The following is a 16,395-nucleotide window of genomic DNA, read 5'->3' as shown; positions in this document are numbered from 1 at the left end:
CGGCGCCCGAGAATGACGGCATTTCGTAGATCGGATCATCAGGCTTTGGACACGGCCTATCTAAGCACAGCTCCGGACAAGGAGAGCGCCGGCACGCCGCTGGTGGCTGTCAGGCATGTCTCGAAACAGTTCGCCAATGGCACGCTGGCCGTTCGCGATGTCGATCTCGAACTGGCGGCAGGGCAGTTCATCAGCCTGCTCGGACCTTCCGGCTGCGGGAAGTCGACGCTGCTGCGCATGATCGCGGGCCTGGGCGCGCCGACATCCGGCACGATTTCTTGGCCGGGTGAGGAGGGCGCCAGCCAGGGCAGCGCAGGTCATGGCGGGCGCGATCTCGGCTTCGTCTTCCAGGACCCGACCCTGATGCCCTGGGCCAACGCCCTCGCCAACGTCATGCTGCCGTTGAAGCTGAAGGGTGTGGCGCGGGCGGAGGCCGAAGCCCGTGCAGCCCAGATGCTGGCGCTGGTCGGCCTCAAGGGGTTCGAGACATCCTATCCGCGCGAGCTCTCGGGCGGCATGAAGATGCGCGTCTCGATCGCCCGCGCGCTGGTGATGCGGCCGAAGATCCTGCTGATGGACGAACCCTTTGCGGCGCTCGACGAGATCACCCGCCACCGCCTCAACGACGACCTGCTGGAGCTCTGGGCGCGCGAGCGCTTCACCGCCGTCTTCGTCACCCACTCCGTCTTCGAGTCGGTCTATCTCTCGCAGCGCATCGTCGTGATGGCGGCGCGCCCCGGCCGGGTCATGGCCGATCTCGCGGTCGATGCCGCCTATCCTCGCGACGACCTGTTCCGGACCTCTGGCGAATACGCCCATCTCTGCCGCGTCGCCTCCACCAAGCTCAAGGAGGCGATCGGCCAATGAGCGCTCCCGTCGAAACGCTGGCGGCCGATGGCACCGACGCGCAGGCGTTGCCTCTCGCCACGGCGGAACCCCGGCTTCTCGGCCTGCCGGTCAGCGTCTGGCCGCGCATCGTCGCGCCGCTCGCGATCGGGGTGATCGTCCTGGCGCTCTGGGAATTCGCGGTTCGCTGGAACGAGATTCCCTCCTATGTCCTGCCAGGTCCGGTCTTGGTCGGGCAGACGCTGGTCGCCGATTGGAGCACGCTCTCGGGCTCGCTCTGGATCACGCTGAAGATCACCTTCATGGCGCTCGCCGCGGCCGTCGTCGTCGGCGTCACGCTCGCCATGCTGTTCAGCCAGTCGAAATGGCTGGAGATGGCGCTCTTGCCCTATGCGGTGATCCTGCAGGTGACGCCGATCGTCGCCATCGCGCCGCTGATCATCATCTGGGCTGATGATATCGACCTCTCGCTACTGATCTGCGCATGGATCGTCGCCTTCTTCCCGATCCTCTCCAACACCATCCTCGGTCTGAACTCGGCCGACCACAACCTCGTCAACCTGTTCGAGCTTTACGGCGCCTCGCGCTGGCAGACCATGCGCTATCTCAAGCTGCCGGCGGCGCTGCCCTATTTCCTGGCGGGGCTGAAGATTTCCGGCGGTCTCGCCTTGATCGGGGCGGTCGTGGCCGAGTTCGTCGCGGGCACGGGCGGCAACGCCTCAGGCCTCGCCTATCGCATCCTCGAGGCCGGCTACCAGCTCAAGATCCCGCGCGTCTTCGCCGCGCTGGTCATGATCTCGCTGTCGGGAATCGCGATCTTCCTGGCGACGAGCTTGATCTCGTACCTACTGCTGCATCGCTGGCACGAAAGCGCGATCCGGCGCGAGAACTGATGCTCCCTACCGCGGAAGCCGGGACCGCCACTTGGCGTCAGACGAAATAGGCGAGCTTGCGATCGGCCTGCAGGGCGTCGATCTCGCGCAGCCCTGCTTCCGAATAGCCCGCCGCGACGCGTTTCGGCTCGGGCGGTGCTGCGGCCGGCTCGTCGAAGACGATGTCGTCGTCGAGAAGATGGACCGTTCCCATGCGCGTTTCCGGAGCGATCCGGTCATTGAGCTGAACCGGGGCCTCGACCTCGTCCGATCCCACGACGTCGAGATTGTCATAGCTGTGCCGCATCGTCACCGTCGGAACATAGCCCGACGCCGATGCGCCTCTCTCTGCCGGTGCGCCTCTCTCGGCGGCCGCCGCCATCGCCTCGAAGCTCGCGCCGGGCTCGCGGGAGATTTCGCCGAAGGCGCGCAGGCTCGAATCCAGCATGGCGATGGTGTCGGCGATCTTGTCGATGCGCTGGACCAGCCCGTCGACGACGCCGATCGCGGTCGATATCTCCGTGGATTGCCGGTCGAGCCTGTCGCACAGCCCTTCCTCGGCGCCGGCCTCGCGCAGCTCCCAGGCAGCTTCCTGAATGGCCTCGGTCGCACTGAGAACGGTGCCCGCCGCCTTCTCGATCTGGACGGCGAGGCCCGACGAGCGGATATCGGCCTTGCCGCTCACGCGCTCCAGATCGGCCCGGAGATCGCTGATCAACGCGGCGGCCTCGATCAGGTTGGTTTCGCGGCTGGTCTCCTGCACGCCGAGCCCGACGACGCGCTCGATCCGCTGGATCGCGCCGAGCAGCTGCATCGTGTCGGACTGGCGGTTGCGCTTGGCGTATTCTGCCATGAACCAGCGGCCACGCGCCGTCTCCAGCACGGCGGCCTCGATCGCCTCGAAATCGGCCTGGCTCAGCGGTGTCAGCGAGCGCGCATCGCCCATGACCATTCTGCCTTCGATAGACCAGCCGAATCAGCGGTGGTCGGGAGGTTCTGCGCCCGAACCTGCTCCACGATTCCTTAAGGAATTGCTGCCGGGGGCCCTGAGGCCGGCCAATCCGCCCCGAGCGAGCCATTCTATGGCCGTTCGGCAACGCTTTGCCGCCGAAACGTCCGGCGCGGCGCCATGCGCTTGCCAAGCACCGCCATGGCGGCAATACAGGATGCACGGGGGTGGATTTCGGCGCGATGAACCGGTGCTGCGCAGCCGCAAGGCTGCCCCGGCCGGGGCGAGGGACGTCACAGCGACATGGCGAGCGTTGATACCGCCGAACCGCAGGCGATCATCCGCGACGACGCGGGCACGCTCGCGGTGGCGCTCGCCGGCTCCTGGAGCGCCGACCGTGCTCCGCGCATCGAGGAACTGGTCGAGGAGATCGTCGAGCGTTTGCCGCAGGCGGCGTCGGCCCGCCTCGATCTCTCGGACGTCACCCGCCTCGACACGCTCGGCGCCTATGTCCTCAACCGTTTCAAGGCGCGTCAGGCGCGCCACGGCGGGTCCATCGACATCGTCAGCGACAAGCCCGAGCACGAGATCCTGCTGGCCGAGGTCCATGTCCACGACGAGGACAAGCCCGCGCCCCACCATCAATTCCGCGTGGTCGACATCCTCGTCAATATCGGCGAAGGCATCGTCCGCTTCGGCCGCGACATGGTTGGCGGCGCGATGTTCCTCGGCGAGGTCGTGGTCGGCTCGGCCAGCGTCGTGCTCGGGCCGCGCAAGTTCCGCGGACCGTCGCTGGTCAACCAGATCGAGCTGATCGCCTTCAACGGCGCGCCGATCATCATGCTGATCTCGTTCCTGGTCGGTTGCATCGTCGCGCAGCAGGGCATCTTCCAGCTGCAGCAGTTCGGCGCCTCGGCCTTCGTCGTGAACCTCACCGGCATCCTGATCCTGCGCGAACTCGCCGTGCTGCTGACCTCGATCATGATCGCCGGTCGCTCCGGCTCGGCCTTCACCGCCGAGATCGGCTCGATGAAGATGCGCGAGGAGATCGATGCGCTGCGTGTGATGGGCCTCGATCCGATCGAGGTGCTGGTGGTGCCGCGCATCCTCGCCTTGATCATCTCGCTGCCGATCCTGACCTTCATTTCGGCGATGGCGGGCCTCGTCGGCGCCGGCCTCGTCGCATGGCTCTATGGCGGCATCGGCGTCGACACCTTCCTCGCCCGGCTGCAATCGGTCATCACCTGGAAGCATTTCGCGGTCGGGCTGATCAAGGCGCCCTTCATGGCCTTCGTCATCGGACTGATCGCGTCGATCGAAGGGCTGGCGGTGAAGGGCTCGGCTGAATCGCTCGGCCGTCAGGTCACGGCGTCGGTGGTGAAGGCGATCTTCATGGTGATCGTCGTCGACGGCCTCTTCGCCATGTTCTTCGCTTCGATCGAGTTCTGACGATGGCAGCCCACGACAGATCTCTTGCTCACGAGGCCGATGCCGCTCCGCCGCCTGTCGATCGGCTGGCCGACGAGCCCGAGGCCGTGATCCGGGTCCGCAATCTCAAGGTCGCCTTCGCCGAGAAGGTCATCATGGACGGGCTCGATCTCGACGTGATGCGCGGCGAAATCCTCGGCTTCGTCGGGGGGTCGGGGCAGGGCAAGTCCGTGCTGACCCGCACCATCCTCGGGCTGGTGCGCAAGGCGAGAGGCACGATCGAAGTCTTCGGTGAGAATGTCGACACGCTCAACGGCCAGCAGCGCCGCGTTCTCGAGCGCCGCTTCGGGGTGATGTTCCAGCAGGGGGCGCTGTTTTCGGCGCTGACGGTCAAGCAGAACATTCAGGTGCCAATGCGGGAATACCTGAAGCTCTCGCCCGATCTGCTCGATGAGCTGGCGATGGTGAAGCTCGATCTGGTGGGCCTGCCGCTCGACGCCGCCGACAAGGTGCCTTCCGAGCTATCCGGCGGCATGATCAAGCGGGCTGCGCTCGCGCGCGCGCTGGCGCTCGACCCCGAGATCGTCTTCCTCGACGAGCCGACCTCGGGCCTGGACCCGATCGGCGCGGCCGAGTTCGACGACCTCATCATGACGCTGAAACAGACCTTGGGGCTGACCGTCTTCATGGTGACCCACGATCTCGACAGCCTGTATCATGCATGCGATCGAATCGCCGCTCTGGCGGATAAGAAGGTGATCGCGGTCGGTCCGCTTGCGACGATGCTCGCCTCGGAGCATCCGTGGCTGAAGGCCTATTTTGGTGGCGAGCGTGCCATGGCCCGGATGTCGTCCGGGGAGCGGGAACGAAGCAGCTAGGGCATGGAATCGCGCGCCAACTACGCACTTGTCGGCCTCTTCACGCTCGCAGTCCTCGCGGCGGCTTTCGGCTTCGTCTACTGGTTCAACAGCGGCGGAGCCGGACGCAGGGAGAGCGTCCGCGTCATCTTCACCGGCACGGTGACCGGTCTCGGCCGCGGTTCGAGCGTGCTGTTCAACGGCCTGCGCGTCGGCGAGGTCACCAGCATCGAATTGCAGCCGGACGATCCCCGCCGCATCTACGCCGTCATCCAGGTCACCAGCACGACACCGCTGCGCGAGGACACGCGCGCCCGCATCGAGGCTCAGGGGCTGGCCGGCGTGGTCGCGCTGCAGCTCATCGGCGGTGCGCCCGACGCGCCGGTGCTGACCGCCAAGCCCGGCGAGCCGATGCCGACGATCATCGCCGAGCGTTCGGAGCTGCAGGACATCATCGAGACCGTGCGCAACGTCGCGCAGAAGGCCGACACGATGCTGACCTCGCTCGATGGGCTGATCAAGCAGAACACCGGGCCGATCAACAACACGGTGCGCAATGTCGAGAAATTCTCGCAGGCGCTCGGCAACAATGCTGACGGCATCGACAAGCTGATGGCCGGCTTCGGCAATCTCGCCGAGACCATTCAGCCGCTGTCGCAGAAGCTGCAGTCGCTCAGCGAGGAACTGACGGCGGTGGTGCGCTCGGTCGACCGGCAGAAGGTCGCCAGCATCATCGAGAACGTCGACAAGTTCACCGGCGCGCTCGGCGGCTCCAGCGCCGATGTCGCCAAGGTGGTCAAGGACGCCGCCTCGATCTCGGCCAAGCTCGACCGCGCGGCCGATCAGGTCGAGGGCGTGCTCAAGGCGGCGAAGGGCTTTCTCGACTCCGGATCGGGTCCCGATGGCCGCAGCGCCTTCCAGGAAGTCGCCGACGCGGCCAAGTCGATCCGCGTTCTCGCCGACAATCTCGACAAGCGCACGGCGGAGATCACATCCGGAATCAACCGCTTCACCGGGCCGGGGCTGCGCGACGTCGAATCGCTCGCCGCCGACGGCAAGCGCACGCTGACGGAACTCAATCGCACGTTGCGGAATTTCGAACGTAACCCGCAGCAGTTCATCTTCGGCGGCAAGCCGCCGCTCCCGCAATACAACGGATCGCGCTAGCTCATGACGACCGAGGCACCGTTCTACCCGGCGACCAAGGCCCGCTGCCTCACGGCTTTCGTGCTGGTCGCCAGCGCATTGCTGGCCGGTTGCGGCGGCTCGACGCCGACGACCTTCGACCTCTCGGCACCCAGCGGCTTCGGCCGCGTCGGCGGCTCGCGCGCCGTGATGGTCGTCGCCGAGCCGACGGCAGTGCAGGCGCTCGATTCCGACCGGGTCATCGTCAAGGACTCGAGCGGGGCGCTGTCCTTCGTCGGCGGGGCGCAATGGGCGGACCGCATCCCGGCGCTGGTGCAGGCGCGCCTGATCCAGACTTTCGAGAACGCCAGCCGCGTCGGCTCCGTCTCGGCGCCGGGCCAGCGTATCCAGCCCGATGTGCAGCTCAACACCGACATCCGCAGCTTCAACATCGACGCCGCCAGCGGAACGGCGGTGGTCGCGATCACCGCAAAGATCGTCGGCGACCGGACCGGGCAGATCCAGCGCGCGCGCCTGTTCTCCGCGCGCGTGCGGGCGGGCGCCGTCGACGGGGCGGGCGCGACGCAGGCGCTAGACCGGGCGCTGTCGCAAGTCCTCGTCGAGATCGTGCGCTGGGCGCGCTGAGATAATGTCTATCTAACGGGTACGCCGGTACGGCTGTTTTCCTGCGCTCCGGCTTGAGCTAGAATCCGATTCTGGCTCGGCCCGAGCCTCCCCCCTCCAGCCGGGGAAGTATCTTTCATACGGGGCATTTTCAGACAATCCGACCGACTGTCCGGGCATCACGCATGAGGAGGGACTGCGCCACCTGCTCGCGATAGGAGGTTCTCGTCATGACGTTGTCGGCCCCGATCCATCAATTGAAACGCAAGGCCAGGCTGCTGAGCCGCAGGGAGCGCATTCCGCTTCACGCCGCGCTCGACCGCATCGCCACCGAAGAAGGTTATCGCAGCTGGAGCCTGCTCGTCGCGAAGCAGCCCCGAATGACGTCCGCCCGCAGGCTGCTGCCTTGCCTGCAGCCGGGCGATCTCGTGCTGATGGCGGGGCGACCCGGGCAAGGCAAGACCCTGGCGAGCCTCGCGCTGCTGGCGGAAGCCATGAAGGCAGGACATCGCGGCGTGTTCCTCACGCTCGAATACACGCCTGCAGACGTCGCGGGCCGCCTGCGTGCGATCGGCATCGAGCCTGACGAGTTTGCCGGCCTTTTCGAGTGCGATTGCTCCGATGCCATCAGTGCCGACTACATCACCGCAACGTTGGCCGCTGCGCCGCCCGGAACAGTGGCGGTCATCGACTATCTCCAACTGCTGGACCAGCGCCGCGATACGCCGGAACTGGCCATTCAGGTCACGACGCTGAAGGCCTTCGCGCGCGAGCGCGGGCTGATCCTCGTTTTCATCTCGCAAGTCGACCGCGCCTATGAAGCGTCGGGCAAGCCGTTTCCCGATATCGCGGATGTGCGTTTGCCCAACCCGCTAGACCTCGCGCTCTTCGACAAGACCTGCTTCCTGAACAAGGGCGAAGCCAGGATTCAGGTGGCCGCGTAGAGCGTGCATTTTCGTGGAAAGGCTGTTCATCCCGGACGGAGCGAAGCGGAGATACGGGATCCATGCCTGGCGATCCGCCGGGCAGGCTCCGGCATGGATTCCGGGTCAAGCCCGGGGTGACGCGTGGTTTCGTACAAAATCAGCACGCTCCAAGGGCGGGGGCCGCAGCATCCTGCCCGCCCGAGCGAGCCCGGAAATGAGAAAGGCCGCCGGTGACGGCGGCCTTTCTGGTTCGGTCGGACCGGGCAGGGCGCTTATTCGAAGCGCCCGCTGGCATGGGCCAGCATGGTGTAGACCTTGCCGGTTTCCGACGTCAGGTAGGTCTTGGCCACCATCGAGTCGCGGTCGTCCTTGGCGGCTTCGCCGAGAAGACGCTCGAACTCGTCGATATAGCGGTCGACCGTATCCTTGAACTCGGTGTCGCGCCGGTATTTGCGGCGGATGTCGTCGAAGGTCTGCTGGCCCTGCAGCGTGTAGAGCCGGCGGGTGAAGACGTTACGCTCGCCGCGCTTGTAGCGGTCCCACAGCTCGACGGCGGCGTCATGGTCGATCATCCGCGCGATATCGACGGAGAGCGAGTCGAGCTTCTCGATCGAATGCGTCGTCGGCTTGCTCGGCTCCGGCAGCTTGTCCTCTCGCGAGGCGCGGGTCAGCAGGTCCGAGAGCCAGCCGGCCTTGGCGGGCTGCTGCTGCGGGGTGGCCTCGGGCTGGCGGCGAGCGGCTTCCTGCGCCGGAGCCGGACGGCTCGGGGTGGGGGCCGGCTCATTGCGCGGCTCGGCGCGCGGCGTGGCGGCGCGTGCGGGCTCGGCTGCCGCGTCGAGCGACGGCCGCAGCAGGGGCTCTTCCGCTGCAGGCTTCGGCTGCGGCGCCGGGGCGAGGGCCGGGGCCGGCTGCGCCGGGGCAGGGGGCACGGCGACGGCAGTGGTGGTCCGCCGGCTCGCCATATGGTCGATCGGCAGCGAGACGTCGCCGCGCCGGCCGGCACGCGTCACGATCTCGGTGAGGTCGTTCAGCGCCTTGATCTGCTCGGCGACGACCCTGCGCATGGCCGAGGTCGATTCCTGCGCCTCCTGCGGCAGCTCCAGCACACCGCGCTTCAGCTCGGCGCGCGTCGCCTCCAGCTCGCGCTGGATGTCGCCGGTGATGCCGCGCATGTCCTGCGCCGCCTTCTGGAAGCGGTCGGTCACCTTGGCGAGCTCGCCGCTGATCTCGGTCGAGACCTGGGCGTAGGCCGCGCGCAGGGCTTCCGCCGTCAGCTCGCGCTCCTTGCCGGTCGCGGCGCGGATCGTCTCGAACTGATGGGCGATCGCGCTTGTCGTCGACTCGGCCGAGTCGGACAGGACGGCGCCGATCTGGCGTGCCCGTGCCTCGGCGGTGCCGAGCGACTCGTCGATCAGCGAGGCGAAGGAGCGGGTGATCGCCTCGACATCCTCGGTGCGGTTCGCGATGAGCCCGTGCAGCTGCTCGAGCGACTCGCGCCGCTCGGACAGCGCCTTGCCGACGCGTCCCTCGATCTGCTCCAGCCGGCCGGCGACGGCGTTGAGCGCCGCGCTGCTGGCCTGCGTCGCTTCGTTGAGCGAGGTGCCGCGGTCGTCGAGCTGGCCGATCAGGGCCGTCGTCTCGCGCAGCGTGCCTTCCGAGAAGCTCTTCAGCTCCGCGATCTGGGCCGTGACCTGCTGCGAGGCGTTGCCCGCCTCCGTCATCACGGTGCCGATCACGTTCTGCAGCTCGCCGACGCGGGTCGACAGGCTGTTCTCGACGGCGGCGAGGTTCTTGTTCGCGCCGTTGACGATCTGCTGCATCAGCTTGTTGGCTTCGCCGAGGCGGCCGAGCATGCCGCCCAGCTCCTCGCGCAACTGCTCGTTCGTGCCGACCAGGGCCTCGACAGACTGCTTCGAGCCGGCTTCGAGCGTCTCGCGCAACGCGTTCGACGAGGCGTCGACCGCATTGGTGATGGCGGCGCCGCGGTCGCGCAGGCCGGCGACGATGGCGTTGCCGCGGCTCTCGAGCGCGCGCACCACCGTCTCGCCGACCGAGGCGAATTCGGCGGCCAGCGCCTCGCCACGCTGGTTCAGCGCCTCGACGGCGCCGCTGCCCTTGGCATCGAAGACCGCGCGCAGCGTTTCGACCCGCTCGTCGAGCGAGTGCGTGATAGCCTCGCCCTGGCGGCCGATGATCTCGACGAGGCCGTGGCCCTTGGCGTCGAAGGCGGCGCGCATGGCGTCCGTCCGCTCTTCCAGCGAGGTTGCGATTGCCGCGCCCTGGCGTTCGAGCGCGGTGACGATGCCGGCGCCCTGGCCTTCGAAGATCGCGCGCAGCTGCTCGGTGCGCTGGTCGAGCGCGCCGGAGATGGCGTCGCCCCGACGGCCGAGCGCGGCGACGATGCCGAGCCCGCGATCGTCGAACAGCGTGCGAAGCTGCTCGGCGCGTTCGGTGAGCGCGGTTGCGAGGGCTTCGCTCTGCCCGGCCAGCGCCGAGACCATGCCGTTGCCTTCATTGCTGAAGAGGGAACGCAGTTCCTGCGCCCGCTCGCTGAGCACGGAGGCGATGGCCTCGGAACGGCCTTGCAGCGTGGCGGCGATTTCGTCGCCGCGGCTGTCGAGCGTGTGCGAGACGGTGTCGAGCCGGTTGACCACGCGCTCCTCGAAGCGCGCGACGCTCTGGTCGAGCGTATCGGCGATCTGGAGGGCGCGGCCGCCGAGCGTCGCGTTGATCGTGTCGGCCTTGTCGCTGAGCGTGCGGGTGAGCGACTCGCTCTTCGAGGTGACGACCTCGCCGATCTCGTCCGCCTTGGCCGCCAGCGCGCGGGTGACCTCGCGGCCGCCCTCGGCCAGGACGCGGGCGATATCGACCGTGCGCTCGACCAGCGCCTCGTTGAGGGCGGTGGCGCGGGAGCCGAGGCTGCCGTCGATGCGCGCGATCAGGCTGTCGAGCGTCCCGGCGATCTCGGCGCTCTTGGCGCCGGAGCGATCCTCGAACAGCTTGATCTGGCCTTCCATCGCATCGGCCGCCTCGCGGGTGCGGTGCGCGAGGAGCTCGGCCGCTTCCAGCGCCCGCGTGCCGACCTTGTCGGCCAGCGAAACGCCATCCTCGGAGATCAGCTTCTCGACCTGGGCGATGCCGCTATGCAGGGCTTCGGTGAGGTCGCGGGCATCGCCCGAGATCTTGGCGGTCAGTGCGCCGCCCTGATGGACGATCAAGTCCTCGAAGGCGCTGAGGCGCGCGCCGAGCGCGGTTTCGACGTCGCGGCCCTGCGTGTCGAACAGCGCGGAGAATGCCGACAGTCGCCCGCCGAGAGCCGTCTCGATCTCGCGGCCACGCTCGTCGAAGAGCCTGGTCAGCGCGTCGTGGCGGGTGGCGAGCGCTTCGGTCAGGGCCTGGGCGCGGCCCTCGACCGAGCGCAGCATCGATTCGGCATTGGCCGACAGCGCCTCGTTGACGCGGCCGCCCTGCTGGGTCAGCGCCAGCACGATCTCGCGGCCGGTGCCGGCGAGCAGGGTGCGGGCCTCTTCCGCATGGACGGTGAAGGTGTCGCGCAGGCCCTGCGTCGCCTCGACGACGCGGTCGGCGACATGGCGGCCGTCGACATTGATCGTCTCGGTGAGGGTGCGGGTCGCATCGGTCATGCGGCGCGCCAGATCCTCGCTCTGCTCGCCGAGCAGGGTGTGGACTTCGCGGCCGGTGTTGACGAGGTCGCGGACCATCGTCTCGCGCTGCTCGCCGAGCAGAGCGCCGACCTTGTCGCCGGTCTCGCCGATGCTGACGAGGAAGCCGGTCTGCTGCTGCTCCAGTGCGTTCTGGGCGGCCTCGACGCTGGCGTTCACGCGGGCGGCCAGGGCCGCGCCACGCTCGTCCAGCCTCTGGTCGATGCTCTCGCCGGTATCGGCGAGGCGGGAAATCAGCGCGTTGCTGCGCTCGGACAGGATGCCGTGCACAGAGCGGCCGACATCGGCGACGCGGCTGGCCAGGGCCTGGCCCTCGCTGCCGAGCAGATCCTTGATCTCGAGCCCGGCCTGCGAAACCTTCACGGTCATGGCGCCGGCCTGCTCGTCCAGTAGTGCGCTGACGCGCATGCCGGTCTCGGAAAGCCCGGAGATCAGGCGCTCGCTCTCGCTGCCGACGACGCTGCTGACGTCCTGGCCGGCCTGGGTCAGGCGGCTGACGAGCAGCTCGCTCTCATCGCGCAGGCGGGTCTCGACGGTGTTGACGGCGCCCGACACGCTGGCGACCAGCGCCTCGCTGCGTTCGGACAGGAGCTTGGCGACATCGGCACCGGCGTTCGAGACGCGGGCGACCGTGGCATCGCCCTGTTCGCCCATGAGGGCTGCGAGGCTGCGGCCGGCATCCGAGACATTGGCGACGGCGATCTCGCTGCGCTCCACAAGCAGGCGCGACAGATCGCTGCCGGCTTCGGAGACACGCGCGACGGCGGTGTCGCTCTGCTCGCCGACGAGGCTGGCGAGCTCGCGGCCTGCGCCGGAGACGCGGTCGACGAGCTTTTCGGCCTGCTGATCGAGCAGCGCATGCACGGTCTCGCCGGTCTCGCCGAGGCGGTCGACCAGCTTGCCGCCCTGTTCGGTGAACAGGCCGTGGACCTGGCCGGCGACATCCGTGATGCGGCCGGTCAGCGTGTCGCCATGCTTCTCGACGGCTGCGCCGAGGCTCTGGCCGGCATCGCCGACGCGCAGGATGATGGCTTCGCTGCGCTCACGCAGCACGTCGTCGACGGTGCGGGCGGTGTCGTTGAGGCGGCCGACCAGCGTGTCGCCATGCGTGCCGATGAGGCTGTGGACGCTTTCGCCGACCTGCGTGAGGCGAGCGGCAATGGCTTCGTTCTGGCGGGTGAGCAGGCTGTTGACCCCGCGCCCGACCTCGGCGAGGCGGGTGGTGACGCTCTCGCCCTCGTCGGAAAGGGCGCTGCGCAGCGCTTCGCCGGATTCGGACAGGCGCTGCTGCAGTGCTTCGCTCTGGCTCTCGATCAGCGCGACCATGTTGCGGCTGCTCGTCTCGAAGCGCTCCGCTGCCTCGGTTCCGCGCGCGGAGATGTCCTTCGCCAGGGTTTCGCCGGTGGTCTTCAGCGTCTCGTTGACCGCATCGACGCGGGTCGTCAGCGTCTCGGCGACCTGCATGCCGGTGTCGCTGATGGCGCGGGTGACGCCCTGGGCGCTGGTGGTCAGGCCCTCGGTCAGCACCACGCCCGTGCGCTCCAGCGAGCCGGCGATTTCCTTGGCGCGGCCGTCGAGCATCGTCGAAAGATTGTCGCTGGCTCCGGCCAGCCGCTCGGACACTTCGCCCGAGGTGATCTGAAGCCGCTCGACGAGATCATGCCCGCGGCCGCTGATCTCCTCGACCATGCGTTCGCCGGCCCGGCCGAGCGCCTGGGTGATCTGGTCGCCCTTGGCGCCGAGCGAGCCGGTGACGCGGTCGCCGGCCTGCGCGACGGCCTCGGCGATGGTGCGGCTGGCGCTGTCGAGGTCCTTGGCCAGGCCGTCATGGGCGCCGCTGATGGCGAGCTTGACGCGTTCGGCATTGCCGACCACGGCCTCGCGCTGGGTGACGAGCTCGTCGATCAGCGAGCGCAGCCGGATTTCGTTGTCGGCATAGGCGCGCTCGAGCGTCGAGATCTCGCCGCGCACGATCGTCTCCAGCTCGCCCGCACGCGCCACGGCACGCTCGATGCCGTCGCCCATGGCGGCGACCTCGCGGCGGATGGTCTGGCTGAGCGACAGAACGGAATCGGCGCCGGCGATCTCGGGCTCGGCAAGCCGCAGAGCGACTTCCGTCATGGCGCGCGAGATCAGGCGCATTTCCTGGGTGCGGCGATAGAGCGCCGCCAGCACGAAGAAGAACACGACCGGGGCACCGATCGACAACGCGAGCAGCGTCCATTCGCCGATGCCGAAATTGGCGACGGGCTCGGGCAGGCCATTGCTGAAGGAGCCGTAGCGGCCGAACAGCACGAAGGCGGCGCCGCTTAGCCAGGCGAACGAGGCGAGGGCCGCGAACCAATAAGGCTTGCGGGACGGGCGCACGGAGAAGGCTTGCACCAGCGAGCTGGAATCGCGGCGGTCGTCATTGGCGACGCGGCTGGTGTCGGGCGCGATCGCAGCACGCGGTTGCGCGGGTTGCTGCGGGGGAGGGGTTACGGGCGCAGGCGGCGCGGCCGCCGGAGCAGGCTCGACGCGCGGCAGTTCGAGCTTGAGATCGTCCTCGCTGGTGGCGGGCAGCCGGGGCTCGGTGCTGACCGCCGTTTCCGACTCGCCGCTGGCGGTGTCGGAGTGCGGCTGGTCAAGGCGGAGCGCCTCCTCGATCGCCGACATCGCAGCTTCAGTGGGATCCTGGAGCTTCTTGGGTCGATTCATCGTTGCCGCCTCGCCACGCTACTGACGATGGACGCGAAAGCCCGTCCCCGCCGTCCCTCGCCGCCTCTGGCTGGGATGATCGGTGACACTGCGCCCATCATTTACCAATTGGAAGGGTAGTGGAGCCCCGGACCCTTGGAAACCCATTTGAGTGCTCGATTCACAAACGTCGTTAACGCCTCGTTCACCATCAGGGCGCTTCTTGGAGGGGGTAAGACCGCTCGTGCGGCCGTCAGATGTTCATGCGTTCACGAGTTCCCTCATGTCCCAGAATGCCATCGATACCGAGCACCTTTCCCGCCAGAGCGGCGGCGATCACGAGCTCGAGCGCGAGCTGCTGACGCTGTTCGCCCAGCAATGCGTCGCGCATCTGCGCACCATCCACGGCAGCGCCGACAGGAAGGCCAGGATGGACGCGGCCCATACGCTGAAGGGTGCGGCGCTCGCGATCGGCGCCTGGCAGGTCGCGGAAGCAGCCGACAGGATCGAGCACGGCCTCGGCGAGCCGGAGTCGCGCCTGACCGATAGCGCCCTGGACGCGCTGGCGCTGGCCGCGGCCGAGGCGCGGGCCGTGATCTCGCGCTTCGATTGCGCGGCCTGATCGGGTCGCTGCCGCGCGAAACCCCGTTCCGCGCCGCTTTGAAATGCTCTAAGCGGAGCCCGTCATCGCGCCGCCGGAGTGCCTCATGCCGAATATCACCTTCATCGACGCTCACGGAGAGAGCCGCACCGTCGAGGGCGAGACCGGCTCCACCGTGATGGAGACGGCGATCCGCAACGCGATCCCCGGTATCGAAGCGGAATGCGGCGGCGCCTGCGCCTGCGCCACCTGCCACGTCTATGTCGACGATGCCTGGATGGCAGCCGTCGGCCTTGCCGAGCCGATGGAGGAGGACATGCTGGACTTCGCCTTCGACGTCCGTCCGAACTCGCGCCTCTCCTGCCAGATCCGAATCCGCGACAACCTCGACGGCCTCATCGTCCGCACGCCAGCGCGCCAGGGCTAGAGCGAGGTGACTTCTCTGAACCGCAGCGCGTCCCGGCCTTGAGCCGGATCCGTCGGAGGGTTCCGGAGCTCTGCGATGGATCCCGGATCGGCGCTGCTGCGCAGCTTGTCCGGGATGACGCCCTTTCTACGTGGGGAATCAGCAGGTGCTGGCCTGACGCGCGACGCCGCGCCGCATCGTGCATTTTGCGCTGGATCATGGCGCGGGCGCTGTCAAACTCCAGAATGGTTCTGCAACCAGCCTTGGAGGATACGATGTACAAGTCGATCATGGTTCCCGTCGACCTCGCGGAGGCCGAGCTCGCCCGGCCGGCGCTTGTGGCTGCCGTATCCTTCGCGAAGATTTCGGGCGGCACGGTGCGGCTCGTCTATGTCCGCTCGCTGATCCCTATCACCTACATGGAGTTCGTGCCGGCGGACTTCGATTCCGAGCAGCAGGAGGATGCCGAGGCGAAGCTCGCCGAGATCGCCGCCAAGGTCGACCTGCCGTCCGAGCAGGTCTCGGCCAAGGTGCTGATCGGCTCGGTCCATGGCGAGGTGCTGGCCGAAGCGGACGCCAGCGGCGCCGACCTCATCGTCATCGGCTCGCATGAGCCCGGCATGCTGGCCTATGTCATCGGCTCGAACGCGTCCGCGATCGTGCGCCGGGCCAAATGCTCGGTGCTGGTGGTTCGTTGAACTTCAGCCCGGCCGGCCGGGGACGAGGCTGTCCGGCACTTCGCCGGTCGCGAGCTCGCGCGGCCGGTTGAGGCTGACGAGCGGCCAGACCTGCCAGAACGAGGCAGCCACCAGGAGGATGCCGAGCAGCGCGGCATTGGTCGCGCCCTGCTGGAACGCCCGCAGCGAGAAGACGGTCAGCATCAGCAGCGACAGCGCCCCGACGATGGCGACGCCGAGCCAGATCGGCTTCGGCCGGCCCGCGACGAAGCGGGCGCGCGGATTGGTCCGCGCGATCGCGGCGCACAGGGCCGTGACGAAGTGGTGGTAGCGCGCATCGTCGCGGTCGAGATCGGTCAGGGAACGCCAGGACAGATTGCCGAAGGTCACGGTCCGGCCGTCGCTGAGCCGAAGCTGCGTCTTGTAGCCCTTCGAGGAGATGTTGCCCGGCGCGTAGACGAAGCGGACCTGCTCGACGGCGCTGAGCCGGATGCTGTCGACCCGGCGCGTCCGGTCGATATCGAGCGTATCGCCGTCCAGCTTGTAGGCGATCTCGAAGCCGACCGGCTTCGGGCGCTGGCGCCAGCTCGGGGGAGGGGCGTCGTCTTGATCGTTCGTCATGGCCGGTAGTTAAAGCATCGGCCCGAAAAGTGGAATGCGGTTTTCGGGAAAGCCGATGCAAGATCAAAGCTCTACGGCATCGGGCCGAATACGGATGCTGTCGG

Annotated in this window: 13 protein-coding genes; 10 read left to right on the top strand and 3 right to left on the bottom strand. The window is 68.0% G+C overall.

The window, feature by feature from the left end; all coding sequences use genetic code 11:
- The first annotated feature begins 45 nt into the window (after positions 1-45).
- Positions 46-867: an ABC transporter ATP-binding protein gene (locus tag AC2FAN_RS05750; protein ID WP_485173022.1), complete on the top strand. Its 822-nt coding sequence runs from the start codon at positions 46-48 to the stop codon at positions 865-867.
- On the top strand, positions 864-1,739 hold the full coding sequence (locus AC2FAN_RS05745) for an ABC transporter permease (RefSeq protein WP_485173021.1): 876 nt from the start codon (positions 864-866) through the stop codon (positions 1,737-1,739). The genes AC2FAN_RS05750 and AC2FAN_RS05745 overlap by 4 nt, the downstream gene beginning before the upstream one ends.
- Before the next feature lie 37 nt (positions 1,740-1,776).
- On the opposite strand, the gene AC2FAN_RS05740 is transcribed toward AC2FAN_RS05745, so the two are convergent.
- On the bottom strand, positions 1,777-2,670 hold the full coding sequence (locus tag AC2FAN_RS05740) for a hypothetical protein (protein ID WP_485173020.1): 894 nt from the start codon (positions 2,668-2,670) through the stop codon (positions 1,777-1,779).
- Between the two features lie 300 nt (positions 2,671-2,970).
- On the opposite strand from AC2FAN_RS05740, the gene AC2FAN_RS05735 reads away from it, so the two are divergent.
- From AC2FAN_RS05735 to AC2FAN_RS05715, 5 genes are all read left to right on the top strand, one after another.
- Complete coding sequence (locus tag AC2FAN_RS05735; protein ID WP_485173019.1) at positions 2,971-4,116, top strand: ABC transporter permease; 1,146 nt, start codon at positions 2,971-2,973, stop codon at positions 4,114-4,116.
- Positions 4,117-4,250: 134 nt separating this feature from the next.
- Complete coding sequence (locus tag AC2FAN_RS05730; RefSeq protein ID WP_485173061.1) at positions 4,251-4,973, top strand: ABC transporter ATP-binding protein; 723 nt, start codon at positions 4,251-4,253, stop codon at positions 4,971-4,973.
- Positions 4,974-4,976: 3 nt separating this feature from the next.
- Positions 4,977-6,119: an MlaD family protein gene (locus tag AC2FAN_RS05725; protein ID WP_485173018.1), complete on the top strand. Its 1,143-nt coding sequence runs from the start codon at positions 4,977-4,979 to the stop codon at positions 6,117-6,119.
- Positions 6,120-6,122: 3 nt separating this feature from the next.
- On the top strand, positions 6,123-6,722 hold the full coding sequence (locus AC2FAN_RS05720) for an ABC-type transport auxiliary lipoprotein family protein (protein WP_485173017.1): 600 nt from the start codon (positions 6,123-6,125) through the stop codon (positions 6,720-6,722).
- 209 nt (positions 6,723-6,931) lie between these two features.
- Complete coding sequence (locus AC2FAN_RS05715) at positions 6,932-7,645, top strand: DNA helicase (RefSeq protein ID WP_485173016.1); 714 nt, start codon at positions 6,932-6,934, stop codon at positions 7,643-7,645.
- Between the two features lie 254 nt (positions 7,646-7,899).
- Here AC2FAN_RS05715 and AC2FAN_RS05710 read toward each other — a convergent pair whose 3' ends face one another.
- Positions 7,900-14,007, bottom strand: a complete 6,108-nt coding sequence (locus AC2FAN_RS05710) for an apolipoprotein A-IV repeat region-like domain-containing protein (protein ID WP_485173015.1) — start codon at positions 14,005-14,007, stop codon at positions 7,900-7,902.
- Between the two features lie 262 nt (positions 14,008-14,269).
- Between AC2FAN_RS05710 and AC2FAN_RS05705 the strand changes: the two genes are divergently transcribed.
- The 3 genes from AC2FAN_RS05705 (at position 14,270) to AC2FAN_RS05695 (ending at position 15,691) form a co-directional block, all read left to right on the top strand.
- Positions 14,270-14,608, top strand: a complete 339-nt coding sequence (locus AC2FAN_RS05705; RefSeq protein WP_476807157.1) for an Hpt domain-containing protein — start codon at positions 14,270-14,272, stop codon at positions 14,606-14,608.
- Positions 14,609-14,693: 85 nt separating this feature from the next.
- Positions 14,694-15,014, top strand: a complete 321-nt coding sequence (locus tag AC2FAN_RS05700; protein ID WP_485173014.1) for a 2Fe-2S iron-sulfur cluster-binding protein — start codon at positions 14,694-14,696, stop codon at positions 15,012-15,014.
- Between the two features lie 254 nt (positions 15,015-15,268).
- Positions 15,269-15,691, top strand: coding sequence for a universal stress protein (locus AC2FAN_RS05695; protein ID WP_476807159.1), 423 nt, complete (start codon positions 15,269-15,271; stop codon positions 15,689-15,691).
- Positions 15,692-15,694: 3 nt separating this feature from the next.
- Here the strand turns inward: AC2FAN_RS05695 and AC2FAN_RS05690 are convergent, their stop codons facing one another.
- Positions 15,695-16,291, bottom strand: coding sequence for a hypothetical protein (locus AC2FAN_RS05690; protein WP_485173013.1), 597 nt, complete (start codon positions 16,289-16,291; stop codon positions 15,695-15,697).
- Between the last annotated feature and the right edge of the window lie 104 nt (positions 16,292-16,395).

The organism is Allobosea sp. RIT-PG3_2, assembly GCF_057321085.1.
Note: the sequence above shows the minus strand (reverse complement) of the source record. Positions and strands in the feature narration are given on the sequence as shown.